The organism is Paenibacillus sp. FSL F4-0100, assembly GCF_037993005.1.
Taxonomy (GTDB): Bacteria; Bacillota; Bacilli; order Paenibacillales; family Paenibacillaceae; genus Paenibacillus_AQ.
The window spans coordinates 2413160-2438636 of record NZ_CP150303.1; the positions used below are offsets into that span (position 1 = coordinate 2413160).

The following is a 25477-nucleotide window of genomic DNA, read 5'->3' on the forward strand; positions in this document are numbered from 1 at the left end:
TAATGAAACGACCCAAAGCACTTCGATTCATGGGGTTAGCGGTTCTGCTGACCATCATGCTGCTGGCCATGACCGGATGCAGCGAGAACATCATTATTCTGAATCCGAAAGGGCCCATTGCCGAGCAGCAGCGTGATTTGATGGTCATTTCGACCTTGCTGTGCAGCATTGTAATCGTTCCAGTGTTGATTCTGACTGCGATCATCGTGTGGCGGTATCGGGACAAAAAAGGAAGAAAAGCAGCGTATACTCCGGAGTGGGAGCATAGCACGAAGCTGGAACTGATTTGGTGGGGAATTCCCATCTTGATCATATTGACGCTGGCAATTATCACGGTCAAAGCAACGTATGCACTGGAACCGTCGAAGCCCATTGCCTCCAGTGAGAAAGCGCTGACCGTACAGGTAACCTCCTTGAACTGGAAATGGCTGTTTCAGTATCCCGAACAAGGCATAGCCTCGGTCAATGAATTGAAGATTCCGGAGGATGTGCCTGTCCGCTTCGAAATTACGGCCGATTCGCCAATGAACTCGTTCTGGATTCCGCAACTTGGCGGCCAGATGTACGCTATGTCGGGGATGGCGATGACACTGTATTTGCAAGCCGATGAGGCCGGCGATTACTGGGGCTCCGGAGCCAACTTTACGGGCACGGACTTTGCCAAGATGTATTTTGATGTGGAGGCTACGTCCAAGGAGGAGTTTGATGCATGGGTTGAGGAGGTCAAGTCCAATTCGCCCAAGCTGACTTTGGAGGGATACAAGCAGCTGAGGGAGCCATCCACATCGGAGGTTCAATCGTACTCCGCATTTCCGGAAGGTCTGTTTGAGATGACGGTGACGAAATATGCCGCTTCTCACAACCATGGTTTGTCATGGAAAAACACGCAAAACTTCAATTTCAAGGACCAGGTGACTAGGTAAGGAGAGAGCTTCTAATGTGGGAAAAGATAAAAGAATTTGCTTCCGGATTTTTCGTGACGGGCGATCCGTTAATTTATGGCGCGGATGTCACCATCGTTCTAACGTTGATTGCCATTGTAAGCGGCTTGACGTACTTCAAAAAGTGGAAGTGGTTATGGCGGGATTGGCTGACCACCGTCGATCATAAAAAAATCGGCATTATGTACATTTTGTCCGCGTTCCTGATGCTGTTTCGGGGCGGAGTAGACGCGCTTCTCATGAGGGCGCAGCTGGCTATGCCGGAGCTTGATTTGTTGCCGCCGGATCATTATAACCAGATCTTCACCACGCATGGGGTGATCATGATTCTGTTCATGGCCATGCCGTTCATGTTCGGTTTGTTTAACATCATGGTGCCGCTGCAGCTCGGAGCTAGAGATGTAGCCTATCCGTTTCTGAATTCGCTCAGCTTCTGGCTGTTCTTCTCAGGGGCGATGCTGTTTAACCTGTCCTTTGTCATTGGTGGCTCGCCCGACGCCGGGTGGCTGGCGTATCCGCCCTATTCGGGCTCCATGTACAATCCGGGTGTAGGGCAGGACTTTTATATATGGGGAATCCAAATCTCGGGGCTCGGCAGCTTGATGACCGGGGTTAACTTCCTGGTGACGATTCTGAAAATGCGGGCGCCGGGCATGAAACTTATGAAAATGCCGATGTTTTCCTGGTCGGTCCTATCCAGCTGCATCGCCATTATATTCTCGTTTCCGATTTTGACGGCAACGCTGGCACTGCTTTTCCTGGATCGTTATGCCGGGGCGCATTTCTTCACGCTTGACGGCGGGGGAAACCCGATGATGTATATCAACCTGATCTGGATGTGGGGACACCCTGAGGTGTATATCATTGTCCTGCCGGCTTTCGGCATATTTTCAGAGATCGTCTCCACGTTCTCGAAGAAAAAGCTGTTCGGCTACAAGTCCATGGTGTGGGCGATGATGATCATCAGCGTCCTGTCCTTTCTGGTATGGGCCCACCATTTCTTTACGATGGGGTCGGGGGCGGACGTCAATGCTTTCTTTGCTTTAACAACCATGCTGATCGCAATCCCAACTGGCGTGAAAGTGTTCAACTGGCTGTTCACCATGTTCCGTGGAAAAATTACATTCGAAACGCCGATGTTATGGACGATTGGATTCATTCCATGTTTTATCATAGGGGGGTTGACGGGGGTTCTGTTATCCGTCGCTCCGGCGGATTTTCAGTTCCATAACAGTTACTTCCTGGTCGCGCATTTCCATCAGGTGATCATAGGGGGCGTCGTGTTCGGTTACTTTGCCGGGCTGTACTATTGGTGGCCGAAAATGTTCGGCTTCAAGCTGAACGAACGCATCGGGAAGTGGGCATTCTGGTTCTGGAACATCGGTTTCTATTGCTGCTTCATGCCGCAATATGTGCTCGGTCTGATGGGAATGACCCGCCGGGTCGTTTCGTATAGCTGGGACAAAGGCTGGTGGGAGCTGAATCTGGTGTCCACGATAGGTGCTGTGCTCATGGCGATTGCCTTTCTGTTTCAGGTTTGGCAGATCGTGGATGGGTTTAAGCACCAGGCAAAGAACCGGGATGTCACGGGGGATCCGTGGAATGGCCGTACGCTCGAGTGGTCCATTCCTTCGCCGGCACCGGTCTACAACTTTGCCATATTGCCGAACGTCTCCCATCAAGACGAATGGTGGGAGCAGAAACAAGCGTCAGGGGAACATTGGACCAAGAAACAGCGCCTGGAACCGATTCATATGCCTAGAAATTCCGGTGTTCCGATTGTCATGTCAGCTTTCTGGTTTATAGCAGGTTTTGGCTTCATATTCGATTGGACCGGATTTATCTATACCGGATTGGCAGGCGTGGTAGGCTGTTTACTATATCATTCCTTTAATTATGACACGGATTATTATATTCCGGTTGACGAAATCGAGCGAACTGAAGCTGCCATAAGGAAGGTGAATATCTAATGGCTGAGTCCCAAATATCAGAACCCATAACTCAAGCACACTTGCAGGAAGCGCATCAGGGTCATCCGGATATGGAGGAAGTACGAACGTTCGGCTTCTGGATTTATCTCATGACTGACGTTATTATATTCGGCACGTTGTTTGCCACCTACATTGTTCTGCAACGCAACACGGACGGAGGTCCGGGACCTGCAGACCTGTTTCAGATGGGCGGAATTATAGCCAGTACGTTCATATTGCTTGCGAGCAGTTATACTTGCGGCCTTGCGCTGCTGTCGATGCACAAGCATAACGTTAAAGGCCTCATATCCTGGCTGGCGATTACAGCCGGGCTGGGTGCCATATTTATCGGGATGGAGATTGCTGAATTCAATCATCTGGTACATGAAGGTGCGACAATAGGAACCAGCGCATTTTTATCCGCCTTCTTCACGTTGGTGGGAACGCATGGATTGCACGTATTGTTCGGACTGGTCTGGATGATCGCCCTGATCCTTCAGATCGCCAAGCGGGGAATTACCCCCGTGACCAAACGGAAGGTCAATGTGATCAGCTTGTTCTGGCATTTTCTCGATGTGGTATGGATCTTTGTATTTACAGTCGTGTACTTAATGGGGGTGAGTTAATATGGTGCCGTCCAATACGCATCAAGCCCCGGAAGGGCACGGTTCTTTCAAATCGTATACCATCGGATTCATCTGCTCGATCATTCTGACACTTATTCCTATCATAATTGTCATGAATGACTGGTTGGAAGGAACCTGGAACACCGTTGTGTTGATGATTGCGGCCGTGCTGCAGCTCATGGTTCAGCTCTTATTCTTCATGCACTTACGTGAAGAGAATAAGCCGAGGTACAACCTGATCTCGCTGGTTCTGGGCCTGGTCATTTTGCTGGTCATCGTAGCAGGGTCCATGTGGATCATGCTGTACAACATGGTGGCTGTATGAGGAAGCGCACCGTACTGGGAGATTGGATACAGCTCGTCAAACCGCGCATTATCCAGCTAAATCTGGTTGCAGCATTCGGAGGCTACTGGCTGGCTTCTAAATGGGTCATAGACTGGGGCTTGTTATGCTGGATGCTGCTTGGTACAACGCTAACGATGGCATCTTCCTGTATCTTCAATAATATTTGGGATCATAAATTGGACCGCAAAATGGTTCGAACGAACGGCAGGCCTCTTGCCACGGGGCGGATTCAGTTAACCCATGCCTTATGGTGTGCTCTGGTCCTTGGTATCTTAGGAGAATGGATCCTGTTCTTAAACGTGAACCGGATTGCAGGTTGGCTCGGTTTGCTGGGGATGTTCTTTTATATTGTCATATACACGATGTGGCTTAAACGGAAGTCAACCTGGAGTACCGCTGTCGGCGGCGTGTCGGGAGCGGTTCCGCCGGTTATCGGATACTGTGCCAGCACGGGAACGATAGATACCGGAGCCGTTTTGTTATTCTGCTTGCTGTTTTTGTGGCAGCCCGCGCATTTTTGGTCGCTGGCCATCCGGCGGGTGGAGGAGTACAGAGCGGCTGGTTTTCCTTTACTTCCTGTACGAAAAGGGGTCAGGCGCACCAAGCTGCAGATGATTCCTTATGTAACGCTGCTGCTCCCAACCGTCATTTTGCTGTACGTTACCGGTTTTTCCGGTCCCGTATTCCTGATAGTGTCTGTGATCGGTGGCGTTATATGGCTATGGCATACGCTGCGCGGAATGATCGTTTCACTGGATGAACGCTGGGCCAGGACCAATTTTCTGATTTCCGTGAATTATTTGATGATTGTGTTCATTGTTATGATTCTGGACACGCCTTCGATTTAATGAAAAGCATTGCATAATGAGGTGAGGCTTATGAGGAGATTAGGGTTATTTGTCCTTTTGGCGTGTGTACTTCTATTAGTGTCGTGTTCTCCGGCTCCTGCGTCCGATCCAGAGGTTGAAGCATTGATTCAGGTTGATCTGATTTTACCGACCGGCCCGGTGGAGACCTTGCAATCGGTTCCCTTTGAGGCGCGAGTGACGCAAGGTGAAGAACCTGTAGCAGATGCGCAAGAGGTGAGTTTTGAATTCCGGCTGGTCGGTCAAGACGAACATGATTTGATTGACGCTAACCATGCTGAAAACGGCAGTTACCGGATCGATAAAACATTTGAAGCGGAAGGGACCTATGAAGTGACTGCGCATGTTACGGCAAGAGGCATGCATGTGATGCCGAAGAAAGAGATCGTTGTAGGAAATCCGGGGAAAAAGTGAACTTAAGGTTGCCATGATTCGGTAGGAAGGGTGGCAGATGGAATTGATCCGAGAATATATATGGATTGTTGTTATGCTTGCTATGCTGACGTTGTCTGCATGCAGCGAACGGACCGAGGATGATTCGGTTCTTCGTGCCAGCATCACCACAACGGAGGATGAAGAGGCGGTTGCGCTGTACAAGAGCCAGTGCCTGTCATGCCATGCCGTCGACTTAAGCGGAAGGGTTGGCCCAAGTCTGAAGGATGTCGGGACGAGGCTATCGGAGGATCAAATCGCGGACATCGTAATGGAGGGTTATCAAGGCATGCCATCATATAAAAAGATTCTGGAGGAGAGCGAGATCAAGTCCATTGCGATGTGGCTTTCGAACATGAAGGAGGAACAGGAGGGAGATACATGAAAAAGATTGTGTTTATAGGCGTAATCATGGTGTTCACGTTGGTGGCAGCCGCATGCGGCAACTCTAAACCAAGTCAGCTGAGCATTCCGATCCAGCCTTTTGAATATATCAACCAAGATGAAGAGCCGATTTCTTTAGCCGATCTGGAAGGCAAGGTATGGATCGCAGACTTTGTGTTCACGCGGTGCATTACGGTATGTCCGACCATGACCGCTAATATGGCCGAGCTGCAGCAGCGGCTGGATAACGCGGGGCTTGAAGCCGCGCTGGTATCTTTTTCGGTGGATCCCGAGCGGGATGACCCTGCAGCACTGAAGAGCTATCTGAGTAAATTCGATGCGAATTTCACGAACTGGCATGCGTTAACAGGCTATACGTTTGAAGAAATTAAAACGTTTGTGCTGCAATCCTTCAAAGCGCCTATCGCCATGGATACTGCAGCGGATCAGGTCATCCATGGGACGTCCTTCTACTTGGTTGATCCATCAGGTACAGTCGTTGCGAAGTATGATGGTAACACAGATCCTCCATATGACAAGATCCTGAAGGACGTCAAATCGCTGCTGAAGTAGCGGCGAATATCGTGAGGTGGAGTGAGATGAACCTTATCGCTCGTTCAACATGGGTCCGAGGGCTGATTCTGGCAATTCTTCTGGCAGCCGCTGCATATGCACTCTTTCAATCCATGATGAAGGATGGCCAGATTGCAGAGATTGGGCATGCCGCGCCTGGCTTTGAAGCGGTGAATCTTCAGGGTGAGCCGGTCCGGCTCTCCGATTATAAAGGGCAGGCCGTGCTGCTGAACTTCTGGGCGTCCTGGTGCGGTCCCTGCGTGAACGAAATGCCGATTCTGAACGAAGCGTATGCACAGGAGCCAGGTGTTGAAATAATTGCCGTTAATATAGGCGAAAGCCGCGAGAAAGCAGAGGCATTCGTTCGGAAGCATCAACTGGATATACCGATCGTGTTGGACCAACAAAATAAAATCAAAGGGAAATACGGCATAAGCGGCCTGCCGGTAACCGTGCTGATCGATGACCAAGGCAATATCGTGGATCGCGTAACCGGTGAGCTGCCGAGCCTTGAATTTGTCAAGGAGTTGATGGACAAAATTCGGTAGGATGGGATTTGTCGGGTTATGAAAAAAAGGTTAGCTTCCGGTAAGCTAACCTTTTTCCTCGTTACAGGTAGGGTAGCGCCGTTCCCGGTGCTGCCCTATTGGATCGTGGCGTGCAGAGCTTCAGCGAACCTGGATATTCCAGATGGGATATCCTCAGCCCTGGCACGAGCATAAGTGAATCTCACATAACCTGAAGCTGAACCGTATACGCTGCCCGGTGCAAAAATCACGCCTTTTTGAATGGAGCTTTCCAGCAGCTTGCTGTCATTCACGTCCGGGACGATTTTGCACCAGAGATGCAGGCCGCCCTCGGGCACATGGAAATGCACCAGGCCTTGCAGTTCCTTCTGAAGGGCCTCGATCAGTAAATCCCGCTTGTATAGCAGGCTTGCTCTCAGCCTGTCCAGGTGCGGAGCAAAATGGGAAGAATTGAGGAACTGTCCGGCCAAGCTCTGGGGTACTACGCTTAATCCGAAATCCATCTGCTGCCTGGCGTCCGCAAGCCGCTCCACCACCGAATTAGGGGCGACCATCCAGCCTACCCGGAGACCGGATGCGGCTATTTTCGAGAAAGACCCGATGTACACCACCGACCCGACAGAATCCACGGATTTCAAAGGGGCAGGCGGAGAACATTGATAGGCCGTTAAACTGAAGGGGTCATCCTCCACGATCGGAAGCCCGAGCTCACTTGCCGTATCCAGCAGTTGGGCCCTTCTCTCATGATCCATAACGGTGCCTGTCGGGTTCTGAAAATTCGGATTAATGAAAATCATCTTGATCCGGTGTTTCTTGTACAGGGAGCGGATGTCTTCCGGTTGTACCCCTCGTTCATCGACCGGGAGCCTGAACAATCGCAGACCTGCGGATTGAAACATCGGCAGTGAATAACAATAGGATGGATCTTCGATGGCAACCGCGTCACCAGGTGACAGCAAGCACTGTGTAATGAGATACAGCGATTGCTGGGATCCCGACGTGATCAGGATGGACGATTCGGTGGTATGAATCCCGCGATATTTTTTGAGATACGTAACCAATGCTTGTCTAAGTGGTCCATATCCTTGTGGATTGTCATAACCGAAATAGGACATATTGGGTTTCTGACTCATCAACGTATTCATTTCTTGGATCGGCGCCAAATCCCCGGCGAGCTCCCCGCTGGCAAAATCAATCAAAGAAGGATCATGCGCCAACGCCTCCCGAATCCGGCGGAGAAAAGGGGGATTAGGCAGGAAATTTCCTCCCTCAGCGTAACGGCGCCAGTTCGGCGTATGTTTTGGCGTGGCGCCCCACTTGGAACTGCTGACCCGCGTACCGCTCCCGGAACGGCTCTCTATGATTCCAAGCGCCCGAAGCTCCGAGTAAGCCAGAACCACGGTGCTTCGATTAACTCCGATTTGCTCCGCCAGTTTTCGCTCGGAGGGGAGTAAGCTGCCTGGTGGAAATTCTCCATACGATATTCTTTGCTCCAGATCATCAGCAATTTGCTGATATAGAGGTTGTGTGCTGTTGCGATCCGGCTTCCACACCTTCCTCATCCTTTCATGAACATATTCAGGCTGTTTCTGTCTGTAATGTTAATCATATCATTATGTATAAATGAAGGGTTTTCATAATTTCATCATTACGATGACAAATATCCTGCAATCCGTTGAACATGGATGGTGTATCTGATTGTAAATTGGATGGGTCAACGTAATCCCTCTTACTGGGATGTGGCTGTAATTCGCTTGCGCTTTCGGTTTCTTGACAAATTTTAAAAAGAGGAATAAAGTATGGTTTGACTAATAGTAATTGTTACGATTAAACAAACACAAGAATAGGAGGTGCTGACTATGCGAGTGACGGTAACATTGGCATGCATGGAAACCGGCGACCGTAACTATACAACGACCAAAAATAAAAGGAATCACCCGGAGCGAATGGAATTGCGCAAATATTGTCCACGGTTGAAGCGGGTAACGCTTCATCGGGAAACCCGATAGTGAATACGGACCGTAAGCCGGATCTATTATCCGGCTTATTTGACTTCAGGTGAAATGGGATTACACTAAAAGTAGCAGAAGTGCAGCCATGTGAATGAGGGGGATGGATGGGATGAACCAGGAACGACATGATTCCAGCGGTGAACTGCTCCTAAGCACACATACCCCGGAACAGTGGAGACGGAGAAGGCAGGAGCTAAATGAGTGGATCAACAGACATAAGGTGCGTAAACAGCCCAAACGGACGCGGGTATTCGGAAATGCCCCTGTCGATGAGCAGTTATACCCGATATTGATTCGGCTGCAGCAGGCGGGATTGGAGACCGAGTTTTCCTGCGCGGGTGTAAGCCCGCTTGATGAACCCGTTGATCATTCCCTGTACGCCTACCTAACTTTTTTCTCGAGTGGTCCTGCGGAGCAGTTCGCTAACATTTTGAAGGGAAACATGAAGCATCGAGCGCTGATTACCTATGAGCCTGCCCGTCACCGCTATGACGTTTCATCGTTCTTTATCGGACATAACCGTTCCTTTTGTATACTTCTCCAGCACAGTGCGGACCAGTTACTGAGAGATTTAGTCCGGTAGAAAATGGGGCTTTTACATAAAATAACATTGCTTTGCCGGCTCAGAGTCCCTTGAGCAGCTTAGCTTCGAACAACCCTATTAGGGGAAATAAGGAGTTGTGATCGAATGACGAAACGGAGAATTGTTTGGAATTCAGGCCAATGGACAACCGAACCGGTATCGGTGACAGAGGAAGGGTTGAATCTGAAGGTTGAGTCCAGAGAAGGCAGTGATTATTGGGAGAAAACCCTATATGGGTTTCAACGTGACAGCGGTCATTCACTGCTTTCGGCGTGGGATAAGGATGAGGCCATAGAGGTCACATTTGAATTGGATGCCTTTACGGAGCTTTATGATCAGGCCGGGCTGATGCTAATGAACGCTCCGGGACAGTGGATCAAAGCGGGGATTGAAATCAATGACGGAATCCCCCAGCTGGCCACGGTGGTCACCCATGAATATTCGGATTGGTCACTCGCACCCGTGCCGGAGTGGGTTGGCGAGCGTGTCACGATCCGTGCCTCCAGGCTGAATGATGCGGTCATCATTAGGGCGAGAACCGGGAAGCATCCTTGGCGCACCGTTCGCGTGGCGCCTTTTCCCGCCCGAACAGCTAGTCAGGCAGGACCTTTTGTCTGTTCACCTACCCGCTCCGGTCTCATCGTGACCTTCACACGTTGGGTGAATACGCTGCCGGACAGCGACATTCATGTTGACCCGCCGATTGAAGAGTAGAGGTAGGGCCTAGACTCCTGATATAACCAACAGACATAGCGGCAAAGAGACTTCACCCATCATTTCGTGATCGGTGAGGTCTCTTTTATATGCAGACCGTTCTGTATCAATTGCCACAGCGGCCATGCGGATTGTGGTGGTATATTGAGGCTGGATACACACTAATCTGCCATATATTGATAACGTCCAGCAAAGGGGATAAAACCATATGCCGAGCAAAGAAAGTTTTGCTATAAAGGAACTGCTGACCGCAGAGGGATTCAATCATAAATGGGAAAATGCCGGAACGATTCGGCAATATATCGAAACGCTGCCTCCATATCCTGCACTTCCAGAGGAACAGGAGGGATTTGAAACCCGCTGTTTTGAAAGTGGATCCGGCTTGAGTATGAATTATTATATATCGCGTGGTGCAATGGAACAGGGGACTGTCGTTTATTTACACGGTGGAGCTTATATCGAAGAGATTCTACCGCCCCATTTCGCTTTTGCCAAACAGTGGACGAAGCGAACCGGATTTACCGTAATTATACCCAATTACCCTACCGTCCCGGCTATTGATGCGAAGAAGCTGACAGGGCTAATGCGCGAATTTTACAAGTACATCTGCGCCGAGGCGGGGAGTGCGGTATTTCTAATGGGCGATTCGGCCGGTAGTGCGCTGGCTCTCGATATGGCCCAATCAGTAAAAGAAACGCCGCTTGCACCAAAAGGGTTAATCCTGCTCTCGCCATGGGTGGATGCATCTACGGACAATCCCCAGATTGCTACGCTCGGTATACCGGAGCGTGACGTCTTTCTGCAGCCGGCCGGGCTCGGTGAGGTTGGAAGGATGTATGCAGGAAGTCTTCCTATGGACGACCCGGCGGTCAGTCCGTTGTTTGGCGAGATGGGAAGCCTTTCCCGCACGGTCATTCTCGTCGGAACCGATGATTCTCTGCTGCCGGACGCTCGTCTGCTGCGCGATAAACTGGTCCGAGAAGGTGTTGATTCCGAGTACTGGGAATACGAGAACATGATGCATGTGTGGCCTCTGTTTCCGATGCCTGAAGCCGTAGAGGTACTGGATCGGCTGCATCAGTGGGTGGCGTGCGGTGGTGGAAAGCCATAATGGAGGGTGACAGACCAGCCAATTGGATGGTTACAACTGTCGCGCAATTGGATGGTGTGCATTAGCCGATTGTTCATTATAATGAGGCAGAAATGACAAATGAATGATGATTACTGTTGATCCTGATGCCTCAGGTTCTATAATAGAGTGTATATAATGAATAATCGAATGGGGTTGTTTGTGGTTGGTTATGTATATTATCGTCATCGCGCTGGCATTAATTGGTGGAGTTTCCACGCTTCTTGTCGGATTATCTCAGGAGAATAAGAAGGCAAACCCGAACTATGAGCGGAAAACAAAAACCAATCTCACGAAGCTGCTCATCATTTATTTTGTTTCGTTAATTGCGTTTATTGTGATATGGATGATTTTGAGATAACTATAAAGGCTGTTTCCTGAACGATCGGGGAGCGGCCTTTTGTTATTCAGATAAAGGACTCGAGGGTGTCCGATGACCATCTCGTGATAGGTTCTTCTAAAGTTCAAACCGAGTACACACGATGTACACAGCACTTTTCTATACTAGGTCTTGAACCTAGAGACGAAAGGTGTGGAGGACAGCTGCTCGGTATGGCGAAATATGGATCACTTGTCGGTCATGCAGGATGAACGTGATTCGCAGTTTATTGTGTTAACATGAGGGTATATGGAACTTCAGCTTATGACAGATGCGGAGTGTTATGCAATGAAACGGAGTCTATTGTTGGTCGAGGATGACCTGCTGATGCGGGAATTCATAACGGACTATTTCAAAAAGGAACAATGGGAAGTGCATGAAGCGGAGAATGGAAGGATTGCGCTTGAAATTTTCGAGCAAACCTCCATCGATCTGATGGTGCTGGATATCATGATGCCGGAAATGGATGGGTGGTCGGTATGCCGGCGCATTCGCGAGAAGTCGGACGTGCCGATCATCATGATTACGGCAAGAGCCGAGGACGATGATCACATTATGGGGTTCGAGCTGGGGGCCGATGAATACGTGACAAAGCCGTTAAGCCCGAGAGTACTGGTAGCCCGTGCCGCTGCTTTAATGAAGAGAAAGGAAGGTACGGTTGGACGGGAGGGAGATCGTCTGGTCTACGGCGATTTATATGTGAACAGAACGGCGCATACCGTCTCGGTTGCGGGCAATAAAGTTAATCTGTCCCCGAAGGAGTATGACCTGCTTCTCTTTCTGATCAAGCATTACGGGAAAGTCCTGTCTCGTGATTATATTCTGGATGCGGTCTGGGGTTACGATTATTTGGGCGATCTGCGTACCGTAGACACACATATCAAAAAGCTAAGAGCCAAGCTCGGGGATGAAGGCCGCTATATAGGCACGGTCATCCTTTCAGGATACAAATTCGAGATGGAATCATGAGAAGAAGCAGCGTTGTTTTTAAATTGTTTATGGTGACGTCTGGTATGATATTGATCGTCTTTTCACTGGTGATGGTAGCGGAAGGACTGTTTTTCGAGCGGTTCTACCGGACTTCCAAAATCCATGCATTAGAGCGGAATATGAATCAATTCGCATTGCAGCTTAAAGAGACTGAGGCGGGAGAAAGACAGACCGCACGGCTGCTCGGTCATTTCATGAATGAGAATGATGCCAGCATCTCGATGCTGAACGAACGGTTTGCGCCCCTGCATATCAATCCATACTTTCTGGAGATTCAGGTAGACGACAAGATGATAACGATTCCTCTTCCAATGGAAGGCATGACCCTGGAGGATATCCCGCAGGGAATCAAGGTGGGGGATATGCTGGTGGTCGATGGCATCTTTATGGACCAGGAAGACACGATCATGCAGCCTGTGGTCTTACAGCAAACGGATTCAGAAACGGAAGAGGGATTGGTGCGGGTCAGAGGGAAGGTTACGGACCTGATGCTTCCGGAGAAGCGGTCGTATAACCCGTTATATCAGGATGCGCTCATAGATGATGCTCTTCTGGATTGGATGCAGGAAGCCGAACAGGATCATACTCGCTTGCAAAAGGGTTCGCCGGTTCAGATGTCATGGACCGACAAGTGGAGCGGGGTTGATTATGTAGTGCTGGTTCGCTTGCTTTCAGAAGAGGGGCAGAGGGATCGTTATTTGTTTGTCATGACCTCGATGCAGCCGGTCGGGGAAGCCGTTGGAACACTCAAGCGGTATTTTATCTATATGGCGCCGATTATAGTGGTACTTGTCATCATCCTCTCCATGATCTATTCACGAATGGTCTCACGCCCGTTGGTGCAGCTAAACCGTTCGGCGGCGCGTCTGGCGAAGCTGGATTTTTCCGCGCAGGCGGAAATCCGTTCCAAGGATGAATTCGGGGAGCTGTCACGCAGCATGATTGTTTTGTCGCAGAATTTGGATGAAGCACTGAAGGAGCTTACCCGCGCGAATACCAAGCTGCAGGAAGACGTAGAGGAGAAGCAGAGGTCCGAACAGCTCCGCAAAGAGCTGATTGCGAACATTTCCCACGAATTAAAGACCCCGCTGGGGATTGTCAAAGGATTTGCGGAAGGGCTGCAGGATGGCGTGGCGGACGATAAAAGAGAACGGTACCTTGCCTTCATCGTCAATGAAACGGATCGAATGAATGCGCTGATTATGGATATGCTGGAGCTTTCCAAATTCGAAGTGAAGGCTATAAGGCTGCAGCCCCGAAGTTTTTCGCTCACTGATCTTGTCCAACAGGCAGCGGATTCGTTTACCCGGCAGTTGGAGAACAAACGTCTCCAGCTTAGCATCCACCAAGGACAAGATGAAGAGGCCATCGTTCAGGCGGATTCGAGACGGATTGAACAGGTTATTCTCAATTTATTGAGCAATGCCATCCGGCATGCCGAGGAGAACAGCGTCGTTACCATAAGGTTACTGCGGATGTCTCCAGGGAAGGTCACCACGATCATTGAAAATGCCGGCAAGCCCATTTCGAAAGCGAATATGGGGCGGATATGGGACCAATTCTACCGGGCCGAGCGTTCCCGGGATCGCAAATCCGGAGGTACCGGCCTTGGACTCGCGATTGTCAAACATATTCTGGTGCTTCATGAAAGCGACTATGGCGTTATGAATACGGATCGAGGCGTGGCCTTTTATTTTACATTGAACGAAAGCAGAGGGGAAATTCATGAATAATAAAAAATATATCTATCTTATTTCGGCACTACTCGTGCTGCTTCTGACCAGCGCTTGCGGCGCACCATCGGGTACGGAATCCCCGGCAACCCAAACGGGTACGCCGGTCGAAACGGATCAAGGTAACGCGGTCGATCCTGAAACGCCGGCCGCGAGTCAAGACGGGACCGATGATTCGGCGGAGTCCGAATCGGATCAAGAGGGCACGGAAGCGGCCAAAGAGCCGGATAAGGATCAGCAGATCCTCATCGTGATCGATCAGACACCGAAGCCGATTACGGGCAGCAGCTTCGATTTTGCGGTAAAGCAAGTTCCGGAGGGGTATTCCCTGAGTGAAATGCAGTGGAAATCGGACACAACCGAGATCAAGAGCACGTGGCAGGAAGCGATTGAACACGGGCAGACCGGAGAGGACGGATTTTATTTCAGCGGCAACGGCCAATTTTCCGGGTTTATCTATCCCGACGAGATGAAGGGCGAGGAAGGTCAGGTGATGTTTCGGTTCATCGATGAACAGGGGCACGAGTTAACTTGGGAGAAAAAATTGACTCTGAAATAGCCTGGAACAAGTAATACAGACAGAAGGGCGGCCGGATGCGGCTGCCTCTTTGTTTTTCCAACCGCATAAAGGCATGATCTTCAGCATCGTCCGCTAACATCTTCTATAAAAGGAATAGAATCATTCAGGAAGGAGTGAGGTTTTGGAGCTTTTTTTGAGAAAAAACAAATACAGCTTGATTGTATTAGCGCCGTTAATCGGAGGCTGGTTGTTTAATTCATTGATGGTGATGTTGCCCTTTTCCGGTTTTTTGCTCTGGACGGCCAATATAGGGTTCATGCTGTTCTGGTTCTGGGCCGGGCGGCAGTTCGCCCTGCTTCCGCGGCATAACATGTACAGCTTCCTGCTGGGCAACATGGTCTGGCTGCTATCCTTCCTGCTCTACATTTGGCAGTTCGTGCTTGTGGACGAAGCCTCCAGAAACATGATGCTCGCCGGTCTGTCCCAATACTATGTGTTATTCACGATTATCATTGGAACCCGGGTCCATTTGATGTATTCTGGAGACATCAGCTCCACGGAGATCGTCATCATCGCTTACGTCCTGATGCTGGTTGTGTTCGCTGCAGGATTTGTATATCAATGGCTGAGAAGAAAACCATAGCGTCTCTAATCGAAGGGGAGGTCTTAGGATTACATGGCATTGCGAATTGGAATCATAGGCACAGGCTGGTTTAGCAAAGTACATGCAGATATATTATCCAACATGGACGGAGTACAAGTTGCTGCTTTTGTCGGGACAAGTCAGGAGAAGGCGGCACGAGCGGTGCAGGGCTATGCCTCGGCCAAGGCGTATAGCAACACTGAGCAGATGCTGGATGAAACCAAGCCCGATGCGGTTTATATCTGCGTTCCGCCGTTTGCGCATGGAGAGATCGAATCCCAGCTCGTGCAGAGGGGCATTCCTTTTCTGGTTGAGAAGCCGCTAGGCACTAACCTCGATACGCCAAGGCAGATTCTGCATGGCGTGAAGAAGGCCGGCTTGATTACGTCCGCAGGGTACCATTTCCGTTATACGGATGCAGCGACCAAGGCCGCCGAGCTGCTGGAAGGACGAAAGATCGGGATGGCGCTTGGCTACTGGATGGGAGACATGCCGCAGGTGTACTGGTGGAGACGACAGGAAGGCTCCGGGGGACAATTTATCGAGCAGACCACTCATATGGTTGACCTGCTTCGCTGCCTGCTTGGTGAAGTGGATGAAGTGTATGCGGCGTTCGCCCATAGAGCCATGAAGGACATTCATGAGGGGGTAACGGTACACGACGTGGGTACCGCGACGCTGAAATTAAGGAGCGGGGCCGTGGCAACGATCTCCAATACCTGCATGCTGCCGGAATCGGATAAGGTAGGCTTGGCTATCTATACGGAGCAGGGAGTCATTGACATTCAACCCGATAAACTCATCGTCAAGGAAAAAGGAAGATTGACGGAAATCCGCAATGCAGCTAATCCTTATCTTCGAGAGAATGAAGCTTTCATCCATGCGCTGCGCACAGGCGACGCTTCCGGAATCTTATCGACCTATGAGGATGCCGTCAAAACCATGGAAGTTACCTATGCGGCTTTGCGGTCAGCCGAAACGGGGATACCGGTGAAGGTCGGGGAATGATGAGGCTATCATCCTTATCTCGCAAGAAAAACTTCCATTATATGCGGTCTGTCTGAAAAGGTACGTCGATCGACGTTTTTCATATGTTCGTCAACCAGATTCATAATGAAAGCCTTAGGGATGTCCCATAAGATCTTCAGGTCTTATGGGACATCCCTTTTTTCGTTCAGAAAGCGCTCCGTGCACGACTCGCTCCTTTCGATGGGGCAGTCCGGGCGACAATCCATCAACAAGGGAATTCTCGGAGGAATATAGGTGTTTCCCTAATAGGAACCAAGGAAGAGGCCACTCATAATTAAATTATACGAAGGACGGCACATTGATTCCCCAATCATTGTCATTCAAGCAGAAGGAGTTGAACTGTCCTATGAAACGAAAGTCGGGGCTGAAGTTCTTCAAGAGGATGGAAAGCTATTCTGACAATTGGTCCGTTCTGGAGGAGAAAAGCAGGGAATGGGAAGATATGTACCGCAAGCGCTGGTCGCATGACAAAGTGGTACGGACGACGCATGGCGTGAACTGCACAGGCTCCTGCAGCTGGAAGGTTTTCGTGAAGAACGGGATCATCACTTGGGAAAACCAACAGATTGATTATCCTTCCTGCGGGCCGGATATGCCGGAATTCGAACCACGCGGATGCCCGCGTGGAGCTTCATTTTCCTGGTATGAATACAGTCCGCTGCGAGTGAAATACCCTTATATGCGCGGCAGGCTATGGCATATGTGGAAAGAGGCCTTAAGCCAACACAGCGATCCGATCGCCGCTTGGGCCAGCATCGTCGAAGATCCGGAGAAATCCAAGTCCTATAAACAAGCGCGGGGTAAAGGCGGTCATGTCCGTGTGTCCTGGCAGGAGGCCACGAAGCTGATCTCCGCGCAGCTCATTTATACGATCCGCAAATACGGGCCAGACCGGATTGCCGGGTTTACGCCCATTCCGGCAATGTCGATGATCAGCTATGCTTCAGGAGCCAGATTTATTTCCCTGCTTGGGGGAGAAATGCTCAGCTTCTATGACTGGTATGCGGACTTGCCGCCGGCATCTCCACAAATCTGGGGAGAGCAGACGGATGTGCCGGAATCCAGCGATTGGTACAATGCCGGTTACCTTATTATGTGGGGCTCGAACGTGCCGTTAACGCGCACGCCGGATGCTCACTTCATGACAGAAGTTCGATATAAAGGCACCAAGGTCGTGTCGGTCGCGCCGGATTATGCTGAGAACGTTAAATTCGCCGACAACTGGCTGGCTCCGAATCCCGGAACCGATGCCGCAATTGCACAGGCCATGACGCATGTTATTTTAAAAGAATTCTATCATGAGCGTCAGGAACCGATGTTCCTGAATTATGCGAAACAATATACGGATATGCCTTTCCTCATTCTATTGGATGAGTTTGAGGGGGGATACAAGGCGGGTCGCTTCCTGCGGGCAAGCGATTTGGGCGATACCACGCAGCATGCCGAGTGGAAGCCGGTGATTATCGACGAGAATACCAATGAAATCACGGTTCCGAACGGCACGATGGGGCAGCGCTGGGAGCAGGACAAGAAATGGAACCTGATCCTGGAGCGCGAGGACGGCTCGGTCATTGCGCCGGCGCTGTCCGTGGAGCCTCAGGGTGGAGAGCGACAGACGATTTCCTTCCCGTTCTTCGATAACAACGCCAACGGCACTTTCGAACGCCATATTCCGGCGAAGACCATTCAGCTGGCGGACGGGACGCAGCGTCTGGTGGTAACGGTATACGATCTGATGCTGAGCCAGTATGGCATTGGACAGGCAGACAGCGGGCTGGATGCAGACGGGTACAAGGATGCGGACTCCTTCTATACCCCGGCCTGGCAGGAGAAAATCACCGGTGTGAAGCCATCCATCGTGGTTCAGATTGCCCGGGAGTTTGCGCAGAATTCGCTGGAAACCGGCGGTCGCTCGATGATCATCATGGGCGCCGGGATTAACCACTGGTTTAACAGTGACACGATCTACCGTTCCATTTTGAATCTGGTCATTCTAACGGCGTCCCAAGGCGTAAACGGCGGTGGCTGGGCGCATTACGTCGGCCAGGAGAAATGCCGCCCGATCGAGGGCTGGTCCACGGTTGCCTTTGCTAAAGACTGGCAGGGACCGCCGCGTCAGCAAAACGCGACATCGTTCTTTTATTTTGCGACTGACCAATGGAAGTACGAAGAAATGGGAGCCGATTCTCTGAAATCGCCAACGGGCGGGGAGATCCGTTACCAGCATCCGGCGGATTACAATGTGCTTGCCGCGAGACTTGGATGGCTTCCATCTTACCCGCAGTTCAACAAAAACAGCCTGAAGTTTGCGGAGGAAGCAGCGCAGCAGGGGAAAACCACCCATGAGGAAATTGTGAAGCATACGCTTGCGCAAATTGTCTCTGGAGAGACCCGGTTTGCGGCAGAGGATCCGGATGCGCCGGAAAACTATCCGCGTTCGCTGTTCGTATGGCGCTCGAATCTGATTTCGAGCTCCGCCAAGGGTCAGGAATATTTCATGAAGCATTTACTGGGCGCTTCGGACAGCCTGCTCTCGACGCCGAATGAAGAGGATAAGCCGGAGGAAATGGTCTGGCGCGAAGAAGTCGAAGGCAAGCTGGATCTGCTTGTTGCCTTGGACTTCCGGATGACATCAACTCCGATGTACGCAGATGTAGTCCTTCCTGCAGCAACCTGGTATGAGAAAACGGACTTGTCTTCAACCGATATGCATCCTTTTGTGCATCCGTTTAATCCGGCAGTGGATCCCCTCTGGGAATCCCGGTCGGACTGGGATATATACCGAACGATTGCCGAAGTCTTCTCAGATATGGCGAAGACCCATCTTCCGGGAATATATAAGGACCTGGTCACCACACCGCTCTCTCATGACTCCATAAGCGAGATCGCCCAGCCATACGGTGAAGTGAAGGATTGGCGCAAGGGGGAGATTGAGGCCATACCTGGCAAAACGATGCCGAATCTGACGGTGGTCGAGCGGGACTATACCAAAATTCACGACAAATATATAACGCTCGGTCCGAACCTGGCTACAGGTAAAGTCGGAGCGCATGGCGTCAGCTTCTCGGTAGCCGAGGAGTATGAAGAGCTGAAGCGTTTGAACGGAACTTATTACGATGACACCATCAAGAATGGCCTGCCCAAACTTCATACGGCGCGAAATGCGGCGGATGCCATTTTGAATCTGTCTTCGGCCACGAATGGCAAGGTATCGCAGCGAGCCTGGGAATCGGCGGAACAGGACACTGGCGTGCAGCTAAAGGACATTTCCGCGGACCGCGCCGCAGAGCGCATCACGTTCCAGAGCATTACGGCCCAGCCGCGGGAAGTCATTCCGACGCCGGTATTCAGCGGATCGAACAAAATGGGCAGAAGATATTCCCCGTTCACAACGAATATTGAACGGCTTGTGCCGTTCCGTACGCTGACCGGCAGACAGCATTTTTATATCGATCACGAAATTTTCCTGCAGTTTGGAGAGGCGCTGCCGGTGTATAAACCGACGCTTCCGCCAATGGTATTCGGACCGCGCGACAAGCAGATTACCGGGGGAAAGGATACACTCGTGCTCCGATATCTGACGCCGCATGGCAAATGGAACATTCACAGCACCTATCAGGATAATCTGCACATGCTGACGCTGTTCCGCGGAGGCCCGACGGTATGGATTAACAACGATGACGCAGCGGCTCACGACATTCAGGACAACGATTGGCTGGAAGTATACAACCGCAACGGGGTCGTCACCGCTCGCGCCGTCGTTAGTCACCGGATGCCGAAAGGCACGATGTACATGTATCACGCGCAGGATAAACACATCAACGTGCCGGGCTCGGAAATAACGAAGGATCGCGGCGGCAGCCACAACGCGCCGACGAGAATCCATGTGAAGCCGACCCAGATGGTTGGGGGCTATGCGCAGCTCAGCTATGGATTTAACTACTACGGACCGATCGGCAACCAGCGGGATGTGTACGTGGCTGTCCGCAAAATGAAAGAGGTGGATTGGCTTGAAGATTAAGGCACAAGTCGCCATGGTTATGAATCTGGATAAATGCATCGGATGCCATACGTGCAGTGTCACCTGCAAGAGCACCTGGACGAACCGTCCGGGTGCGGAATATATGTGGTTTAACAACGTGGAAACGAAGCCGGGCGTAGGCTATCCGATCCGCTGGGAAGACCAGGAAAAGTACAAGGGAGGCTGGACGCTGAAAAAGGGCAAGCTGCAGCTGAAATCCGGCAGCAAGCTGTCCAAAATCGCGCTCGGCAATATCTTTTACAATCCGGATATGCCGGAAATGAAAGATTACTATGAGCCGTGGACCTATAACTATGAGCATCTAACCAATGCCGGGGAGAAGAAGCATCAGCCGGTGGCCCGTCCGAAATCGGCGGTAACCGGCGAGACGATGAATCTGGAATGGGGTCCGAACTGGGAAGACGATCTGGCGGGAGCCCATGTGACCGGCCCAAAAGATCCGAATATCGAAAAGATCGAGGAAGAAATCAAGTTCAACTTCGAGCAGGCATTCATGATGTATCTGCCCCGCCTGTGCGAGCATTGCCTGAACCCGAGCTGCGTAGCGTCCTGTCCTTCCGGTGCCATGTACAAGCGGGATGAAGACGGCATCGTCCTGGTGGACCAGGAAGCCTGCCGCGGCTGGCGGTACTGCATGACGGGCTGTCCGTACAAAAAGGTGTATTTCAACTGGAAAACGAATAAAGCCGAGAAATGCACCTTCTGTTTTCCGAGAATTGAAGCCGGGCTGCCTACGGTATGCTCCGAAACCTGTACAGGACGTATCCGGTACTTGGGCGTGCTGCTGTACGATGCCGACAAGGTACAGGAGGCAGCCTCCATGCCGGATGAGAAGGATCTCTATCAGGCCCAGTGCGATCTGTTCCTAGACCCGCATGATCCGGCAGTGATCGAGCAGGCGCGCAAGGACGGATTAACCGAAGAATGGATCGAAGCTGCCCAAAACTCGCCCGTATATAAACTGGCCATTGAATACAAGCTGGCCTTTCCGCTCCATCCGGAGTATCGGACGCTGCCAATGGTTTGGTACGTGCCGCCGCTCAGTCCGATCATGAACTATTTTGAAGGCAGGGATTCGATCGAGAATCCGGACATGATTTTCCCGGCGATCGAGGAGATGCGTACACCGATTCAGTATCTCGCGAATCTGCTCACGGCAGGGGACACGTTGACGGTAAAGGAAGCCCTGCAAAAAATGGCGATGATGCGTTCTTATATGCGCGCGCAATCGTCGGGGACTGAGTTTGATGAGACGCGGCTAGAACGGGTTGGGTTGACCGCCCATCAAATGACGCAGATGTATCGGCTGCTCGCCATCGCTAAATACGATGACCGGTTTGTGGTCCCGACTTCGCATAAAGAAAGCCATATGGATGTTTACCGTTCACAGGGCTCCGAAGGCTTCAGCGCAAGCTGCGGCGGCTGCGGACCGGAAGGTCTGCAGGGCAAAACGGGCAAAGAGCTGTACGAAGAAAACTTCTACGGGGGGATCTGGCGTGATTAATCTCGGAAAGCTGCATGATTATAAACATGTTTTCGGTTTTTTCGCTCAGCAGCTCACGTATCCGGAAAAGCTGGATTTCCATCCGTCTGTCATGGAGGAGTCGCTTGGCTCCTCGGACCCGGCCTACGAATCCGTCAGAACGTACTGGACGGCCATGCATGAATACAGCATGGAAGAGATTGAAGAGCTGTACGTCCAGACCTTCGACTTTCAGGCGAAATCTACATTGTACATGACCTTTTATAAATTTGAGGATGGCCGGGAACGTGGCCAGATGCTCGCCAAACTTAAAGAGACGTATGAGATGTTTGGCCTGGGCATCGCAGGCTCTGAATTATCGGATTATCTTCCGCTGATGTGCGAGTTTATATATGCGGCGAATTGGCAGGGTCGCGAGAAGGAAGTGGCAGCGAGCCTGGATTTGATGCTGGCTGTAATGGAAGACGGCACCTATCATCTGCTGAAAGCTTTGGAGAAGTATAAGAGTCCGTATCTTCATCTCATTCAAGGTCTGCGTGAGACGTTCAAAGCATGTTTCAATCAGGAGGCGGCAGATCATGAGCATGATTAATCAGTTTCTGTGGGTCATCTTTCCCTATATCTGCCTTGCTGTGTTTATTGTCGGTCATATTTACCGTTACCGTACGGACCAATTCAACTGGACGGCAAAATCCAGCGAGTTTATCGAGAAGAAACATCTCAAGCTGGGCAGTCTCATGTTTCATTTAGGCATCATACCGGTTATCGGGGGTCACGTCGCAGGCTTGGCCATCCCTCAATCCTGGATGGAGTCGCTGGGCATCAGTGATCATATGTACCACATCGGGGCGGTGTATATCGGAAGCGCATTTGGCTTTCTAACCCTGGCAGGTATGGTACTGTTAACTGCCAGGCGGTTCACCATTCGAAATGTGCGAAAACTGAGCAGCGCTTCCGATATGATGGTTAATGTACTCCTGCTGTTTATCGTATTTATGGGGATGTACAGCACGCTGGTTACGAACGCGGTACAGCCGGAATTCAATTATCGGGAGTCGGTCTCCGTGTGGTTCCGGGGATTGTTTATGCTCCGTCCGGATGCTTCGTTGATGGTGAATGTGCCGCTGGCGTTTAAAATTCACATTTTGGCCGGATTTGGTATTTTTGGCTTATGGCCGTTTACTCGATTAGTGCATGTGTGGAGTGTTCCGTTGAATTATGTGGGTAGAAGATATATTCTGTATAGAAAGCACCGTAAATTTGAATCGTAGAGCGGAAGAAGGCTTTTTGGCCTTCTTTTCTACGTCAGAGGAGTAATGGAAATGAAGAATCAGCCGATCTTTAACTACCAAAGTGAAATGGATAAGCTTCGTGCCCGGTTTCAATTCGATTTCGTGTCCATGGCATTGGTGCAGCCGGCTGAAGACCGATTTGTATTAACCTGGCAGTATGCCTCGGGAAATATAAACGAGAGGTATAAGCGCATCGTTTTACATTCCGGCAAAGGCATCGCCGGCATGGTGTTTAAGACAGGAAAACCGATGCTGATTCAAAACGTGAATGCTGATATTGAATCAAGGGACTTGTATAATTACCCGATTATCGTTGCCGAGCAGTTGAAAAGCCTTGGTGCAGTACCGCTGTGGGAAGGCTCTCGCGTCAGGGGTGTTTTGCTTGTGGGATATCGCAAGGAAAACGTGCTGGATCCAATGTCCTTTGAGACGTTTCAGGAAGGAATAGGAACGGAATTTGGTGCTTTTTATGCCAAGGAGGTATCACAGCCTTGATTCAAATGACGGATGAGCATTTAAGCGAATTGCTTAGAAACATGTATCATAATAGCATGGAAGCCATTTTTTTTATTGACGATAAGGGCAGCGTGGTGGCTATGAATCCGGCCGCAGAGAACATTCTTGACATTGAAGTGATCGAGAGGATGCAGTCTGGTGCGGATGGTTCCTTCTGCCAAACCTGCAAAGGGTACACCGATGAACAGGATCTCATAACCTGCTCCACATGCTATCTGGATTATCCGGATGGCGAGTTTTCGTCGTTCCAAGTCTATCTTAAGACACGCGGCGAAGGAATCGTTCCCTATGCGGCCAGTTACCATATCATCGATGAAGCTCGCGGCATCCGGGTGATGATGCTTCTCGACCTGACGAAGCAGCAGAAGACACAGGAAATGCTGCAGCGGACGAATATGCTGAAATATGTCATCAAGGCACAGGAGGACGAGCGCAAGCGGATATCCCGCGAACTGCATGATAGCGTGGCTCAAGAGCTCTTAAGCTCGCTGGTCGACCTGCGCGTCGTTAAATATATGAATGTGGGCGAGGATGTGCTCAAGAAACTACAACAGACAGAGGTGTCTTTAACCAGGCTTCTGGATGATATCCGGCATTTATCCGTTGAACTCAGGCCGGCTTCATTAGACGATTTGGGGCTTGAGGCTGCATTCCGCTCCCATTTTAAATGGATCGGGAAGAATTACGGTATGTTGGTTGAATTCTCTGCCGAGTTAGCGGCGGCCCGCTACGGCAGCGAGATTGAAACAGTTGTGTACCGGGTATGCCAGGAAGCGGTGCTGAATGCCATGAAATATTCAGGAACGGATGAGGTACATGTACGCTTATGTGAAGTGAATGGCTACCTTCAGTTAACCGTCCGGGACCGTGGAGTCGGGTTTAACATGGTCATTGATGAAGCTAAGGGAACCGGACTGGGACTGTACGGGATGCGCGAACGTGCAGAGCTCGTCGGTGGTCAGTTTATTTTGCTTTCCGCTCCCGGTGAGGGTACGACGATTCAGCTTAACATTCCGCTTGCGAATGGTGACGACAAGCCGGAGGTGATGGGTACATGAAAATTGTGATTGCGGATGATCATGCCGTGGTCCGCAGCGGGTTTTCCATGATTCTGAATTACCAGGAAGATATGGAGGTCGTCGCGACGGCGGCAGACGGCATGGAGGCTTACACCATGGTGGCGAAGCACCGGCCGAATGTGCTGTTGATGGATTTAAGCATGCCTCCGGGCGAAAGCGGACTGATTGCAACCGGCAAGATCAGCAGTGAATTTCCAGACACGAAAATTCTGATTCTAACCATGTATGATGATGACGATTACCTGTTTCATGTTTTAAAAAACGGTGCTTCAGGTTACGTACTGAAAAATGCGCCGGATGATGAATTAATCTCCGCCATCCGCATGGTGCATAAGGGAGGGACCTATATCCATCCCCAGATGGCTACTTCCCTGGTTCGGGAGTTTATTAAGAAAGATAGCGAGAGCGCGGAGCAAGATCCGTTTAACAGTCTGTCCAAACGGGAGATTGAGATCCTACCCCTGATCGCCAAGGGTTATGGCAATAAGGAGATTGCGGAAAAACTTTTTGTATCGGTCAAGACGGTGGAAGCGCACAAGGCCAAAATTATGGACAAGCTGAATTTGAAAAGCCGCCCGGAGTTAGTGGAATATGCATTGAAGAAAAAATTGCTGGATTTTTAGTCCTTGCATATAAAAAGGGCGCAATAAAGGGTTGTTGCTTTAAGG

The 25477-nt window shown here is 50.6% G+C and carries 27 protein-coding genes; 26 read left to right on the plus strand and 1 reads right to left on the minus strand.

All coding sequences use genetic code 11. The features are described from left to right. Window positions 1–2: 2 nt before the first annotated feature. The 9 genes from cyoA to MHH48_RS10645 all read left to right on the plus strand — a co-directional run bounded on the left by cyoA (window position 3) and on the right by MHH48_RS10645 (window position 6686). Window positions 3–923 (plus strand): ubiquinol oxidase subunit II, encoded by a 921-nt coding sequence (gene cyoA / locus MHH48_RS10605; protein ID WP_076320751.1) that lies wholly within the window; start codon window positions 3–5, stop codon window positions 921–923. A 14-nt stretch (window positions 924–937) separates the two neighbouring features. Next, window positions 938–2911 (plus strand): cbb3-type cytochrome c oxidase subunit I, encoded by a 1974-nt coding sequence (locus tag MHH48_RS10610; protein WP_076320752.1) that lies wholly within the window; start codon window positions 938–940, stop codon window positions 2909–2911. Window positions 2912–2982: 71 nt separating this feature from the next. After that, entirely contained in the window at window positions 2983–3537 is a 555-nt protein-coding gene (gene cyoC / locus MHH48_RS10615) for a cytochrome o ubiquinol oxidase subunit III (protein ID WP_256720416.1), read from the plus strand. A gap of 1 nt (window position 3538) precedes the next feature. Then, on the plus strand, window positions 3539–3862 hold the full coding sequence (cyoD, locus tag MHH48_RS10620) for a cytochrome o ubiquinol oxidase subunit IV (protein WP_076320754.1): 324 nt from the start codon (window positions 3539–3541) through the stop codon (window positions 3860–3862). Next, on the plus strand, window positions 3859–4731 hold the full coding sequence (gene cyoE, locus MHH48_RS10625) for a heme o synthase (RefSeq protein WP_076320755.1): 873 nt from the start codon (window positions 3859–3861) through the stop codon (window positions 4729–4731). The genes cyoD and cyoE overlap by 4 nt, the downstream gene beginning before the upstream one ends. Window positions 4732–4854: 123 nt before the next feature. Continuing rightward, a complete protein-coding gene (locus tag MHH48_RS10630) occupies window positions 4855–5163 on the plus strand; it encodes a FixH family protein (protein ID WP_179090570.1) in 309 nt (102 codons plus the stop codon). Window positions 5164–5200: 37 nt separating this feature from the next. Continuing rightward, window positions 5201–5566, plus strand: a complete 366-nt coding sequence (locus MHH48_RS10635; protein ID WP_076320757.1) for a cytochrome c — start codon at window positions 5201–5203, stop codon at window positions 5564–5566. After that, on the plus strand, window positions 5563–6138 hold the full coding sequence (locus MHH48_RS10640; protein ID WP_076320758.1) for an SCO family protein: 576 nt from the start codon (window positions 5563–5565) through the stop codon (window positions 6136–6138). Before MHH48_RS10635 ends, MHH48_RS10640 begins: the two co-directional genes overlap by 4 nt. Window positions 6139–6164: 26 nt before the next feature. Continuing rightward, window positions 6165–6686, plus strand: coding sequence for a redoxin domain-containing protein (locus MHH48_RS10645; RefSeq protein ID WP_076320759.1), 522 nt, complete (start codon window positions 6165–6167; stop codon window positions 6684–6686). A gap of 95 nt (window positions 6687–6781) precedes the next feature. Here the strand turns inward: MHH48_RS10645 and MHH48_RS10650 are convergent, their stop codons facing one another. Then, window positions 6782–8218, minus strand: coding sequence for a PLP-dependent aminotransferase family protein (locus MHH48_RS10650; protein WP_083659541.1), 1437 nt, complete (start codon window positions 8216–8218; stop codon window positions 6782–6784). A gap of 306 nt (window positions 8219–8524) precedes the next feature. On the opposite strand from MHH48_RS10650, the gene rpmG reads away from it, so the two are divergent. From rpmG to MHH48_RS10735, 17 genes are all read left to right on the plus strand, one after another. Next, on the plus strand, window positions 8525–8674 hold the full coding sequence (gene rpmG / locus MHH48_RS10655) for a 50S ribosomal protein L33 (protein WP_076320761.1): 150 nt from the start codon (window positions 8525–8527) through the stop codon (window positions 8672–8674). Window positions 8675–8786: 112 nt separating this feature from the next. Beyond that, window positions 8787–9260: a hypothetical protein gene (locus tag MHH48_RS10660; RefSeq protein WP_076320762.1), complete on the plus strand. Its 474-nt coding sequence runs from the start codon at window positions 8787–8789 to the stop codon at window positions 9258–9260. A 105-nt stretch (window positions 9261–9365) separates the two neighbouring features. Then, window positions 9366–9974, plus strand: a complete 609-nt coding sequence (locus MHH48_RS10665; protein WP_076320763.1) for a DUF1349 domain-containing protein — start codon at window positions 9366–9368, stop codon at window positions 9972–9974. Window positions 9975–10182: 208 nt separating this feature from the next. Beyond that, on the plus strand, window positions 10183–11085 hold the full coding sequence (locus MHH48_RS10670) for an alpha/beta hydrolase (protein WP_076320764.1): 903 nt from the start codon (window positions 10183–10185) through the stop codon (window positions 11083–11085). Window positions 11086–11275: 190 nt separating this feature from the next. Further along, the gene (locus MHH48_RS10675; RefSeq protein ID WP_076321309.1) at window positions 11276–11464 is read left to right on the plus strand and encodes a hypothetical protein; all 189 of its coding nucleotides are present in this window, start codon (window positions 11276–11278) and stop codon (window positions 11462–11464) included. Between the two features lie 306 nt (window positions 11465–11770). Beyond that, window positions 11771–12451, plus strand: coding sequence for a response regulator transcription factor (locus MHH48_RS10680; protein ID WP_076321310.1), 681 nt, complete (start codon window positions 11771–11773; stop codon window positions 12449–12451). Next, on the plus strand, window positions 12448–14205 hold the full coding sequence (locus MHH48_RS10685; protein ID WP_076320765.1) for a sensor histidine kinase: 1758 nt from the start codon (window positions 12448–12450) through the stop codon (window positions 14203–14205). Before MHH48_RS10680 ends, MHH48_RS10685 begins: the two co-directional genes overlap by 4 nt. Further along, complete coding sequence (locus MHH48_RS10690) at window positions 14198–14764, plus strand: hypothetical protein (RefSeq protein ID WP_076320766.1); 567 nt, start codon at window positions 14198–14200, stop codon at window positions 14762–14764. The genes MHH48_RS10685 and MHH48_RS10690 overlap by 8 nt, the downstream gene beginning before the upstream one ends. 154 nt (window positions 14765–14918) lie before the next feature. Beyond that, window positions 14919–15368, plus strand: a complete 450-nt coding sequence (locus MHH48_RS10695) for a hypothetical protein (protein ID WP_144023398.1) — start codon at window positions 14919–14921, stop codon at window positions 15366–15368. 33 nt (window positions 15369–15401) lie between these two features. After that, window positions 15402–16376, plus strand: a complete 975-nt coding sequence (locus MHH48_RS10700) for a Gfo/Idh/MocA family oxidoreductase (protein WP_076320768.1) — start codon at window positions 15402–15404, stop codon at window positions 16374–16376. A 367-nt stretch (window positions 16377–16743) separates the two neighbouring features. Beyond that, the gene (locus tag MHH48_RS10705; protein ID WP_076320769.1) at window positions 16744–20418 is read left to right on the plus strand and encodes a nitrate reductase subunit alpha; all 3675 of its coding nucleotides are present in this window, start codon (window positions 16744–16746) and stop codon (window positions 20416–20418) included. Beyond that, window positions 20408–21943: a nitrate reductase subunit beta gene (gene narH / locus MHH48_RS10710; protein ID WP_076320770.1), complete on the plus strand. Its 1536-nt coding sequence runs from the start codon at window positions 20408–20410 to the stop codon at window positions 21941–21943. Before MHH48_RS10705 ends, narH begins: the two co-directional genes overlap by 11 nt. Then, the gene (narJ, locus tag MHH48_RS10715) at window positions 21936–22514 is read left to right on the plus strand and encodes a nitrate reductase molybdenum cofactor assembly chaperone (protein ID WP_076320771.1); all 579 of its coding nucleotides are present in this window, start codon (window positions 21936–21938) and stop codon (window positions 22512–22514) included. The genes narH and narJ overlap by 8 nt, the downstream gene beginning before the upstream one ends. Beyond that, window positions 22501–23193 (plus strand): respiratory nitrate reductase subunit gamma, encoded by a 693-nt coding sequence (narI, locus tag MHH48_RS10720; protein ID WP_076320772.1) that lies wholly within the window; start codon window positions 22501–22503, stop codon window positions 23191–23193. The genes narJ and narI overlap by 14 nt, the downstream gene beginning before the upstream one ends. Before the next feature lie 51 nt (window positions 23194–23244). Further along, window positions 23245–23709: a GAF domain-containing protein gene (locus tag MHH48_RS10725; protein WP_076320773.1), complete on the plus strand. Its 465-nt coding sequence runs from the start codon at window positions 23245–23247 to the stop codon at window positions 23707–23709. Then, window positions 23706–24788 (plus strand): ATP-binding protein, encoded by a 1083-nt coding sequence (locus MHH48_RS10730; RefSeq protein WP_083659542.1) that lies wholly within the window; start codon window positions 23706–23708, stop codon window positions 24786–24788. The genes MHH48_RS10725 and MHH48_RS10730 overlap by 4 nt, the downstream gene beginning before the upstream one ends. Further along, window positions 24785–25432 carry a response regulator transcription factor gene (locus tag MHH48_RS10735; protein WP_076320774.1) on the plus strand — a complete coding sequence of 216 codons (648 nt, stop codon included), beginning with the start codon at window positions 24785–24787 and terminating at the stop codon, window positions 25430–25432. The genes MHH48_RS10730 and MHH48_RS10735 overlap by 4 nt, the downstream gene beginning before the upstream one ends. The last annotated feature ends 45 nt before the right edge of the window (window positions 25433–25477 follow it).

What these genes read in the sequence shown, in the direction of transcription:
- cyoE (WP_076320755.1), top strand. Translation starts at nt 3,859, where the DNA reads ATGAGGAAGCGCACCGTACTGGGAGATTGGATACAGCTCGTCAAACCG.
- cyoA (WP_076320751.1), top strand. Translation starts at nt 3, where the DNA reads ATGAAACGACCCAAAGCACTTCGATTCATGGGGTTAGCGGTTCTGCTG.
- MHH48_RS10690 (WP_076320766.1), top strand. Translation starts at nt 14,198, where the DNA reads ATGAATAATAAAAAATATATCTATCTTATTTCGGCACTACTCGTGCTG.
- MHH48_RS10675 (WP_076321309.1), top strand. Translation starts at nt 11,276, where the DNA reads ATGTATATTATCGTCATCGCGCTGGCATTAATTGGTGGAGTTTCCACG.
- MHH48_RS10680 (WP_076321310.1), top strand. Translation starts at nt 11,771, where the DNA reads ATGAAACGGAGTCTATTGTTGGTCGAGGATGACCTGCTGATGCGGGAA.
- MHH48_RS10635 (WP_076320757.1), top strand. Translation starts at nt 5,201, where the DNA reads ATGGAATTGATCCGAGAATATATATGGATTGTTGTTATGCTTGCTATG.
- MHH48_RS10640 (WP_076320758.1), top strand. Translation starts at nt 5,563, where the DNA reads ATGAAAAAGATTGTGTTTATAGGCGTAATCATGGTGTTCACGTTGGTG.
- MHH48_RS10685 (WP_076320765.1), top strand. Translation starts at nt 12,448, where the DNA reads ATGAGAAGAAGCAGCGTTGTTTTTAAATTGTTTATGGTGACGTCTGGT.
- MHH48_RS10610 (WP_076320752.1), top strand. Translation starts at nt 938, where the DNA reads ATGTGGGAAAAGATAAAAGAATTTGCTTCCGGATTTTTCGTGACGGGC.
- MHH48_RS10665 (WP_076320763.1), top strand. Translation starts at nt 9,366, where the DNA reads ATGACGAAACGGAGAATTGTTTGGAATTCAGGCCAATGGACAACCGAA.
- cyoD (WP_076320754.1), top strand. Translation starts at nt 3,539, where the DNA reads ATGGTGCCGTCCAATACGCATCAAGCCCCGGAAGGGCACGGTTCTTTC.
- MHH48_RS10645 (WP_076320759.1), top strand. Translation starts at nt 6,165, where the DNA reads ATGAACCTTATCGCTCGTTCAACATGGGTCCGAGGGCTGATTCTGGCA.
- MHH48_RS10660 (WP_076320762.1), top strand. Translation starts at nt 8,787, where the DNA reads ATGAACCAGGAACGACATGATTCCAGCGGTGAACTGCTCCTAAGCACA.
- MHH48_RS10705 (WP_076320769.1), top strand. Translation starts at nt 16,744, where the DNA reads ATGAAACGAAAGTCGGGGCTGAAGTTCTTCAAGAGGATGGAAAGCTAT.
- MHH48_RS10670 (WP_076320764.1), top strand. Translation starts at nt 10,183, where the DNA reads ATGCCGAGCAAAGAAAGTTTTGCTATAAAGGAACTGCTGACCGCAGAG.
- narI (WP_076320772.1), top strand. Translation starts at nt 22,501, where the DNA reads ATGAGCATGATTAATCAGTTTCTGTGGGTCATCTTTCCCTATATCTGC.
- MHH48_RS10700 (WP_076320768.1), top strand. Translation starts at nt 15,402, where the DNA reads ATGGCATTGCGAATTGGAATCATAGGCACAGGCTGGTTTAGCAAAGTA.
- MHH48_RS10725 (WP_076320773.1), top strand. Translation starts at nt 23,245, where the DNA reads ATGAAGAATCAGCCGATCTTTAACTACCAAAGTGAAATGGATAAGCTT.
- cyoC (WP_256720416.1), top strand. Translation starts at nt 2,983, where the DNA reads ATGGAGGAAGTACGAACGTTCGGCTTCTGGATTTATCTCATGACTGAC.
- rpmG (WP_076320761.1), top strand. Translation starts at nt 8,525, where the DNA reads ATGCGAGTGACGGTAACATTGGCATGCATGGAAACCGGCGACCGTAAC.
- MHH48_RS10735 (WP_076320774.1), top strand. Translation starts at nt 24,785, where the DNA reads ATGAAAATTGTGATTGCGGATGATCATGCCGTGGTCCGCAGCGGGTTT.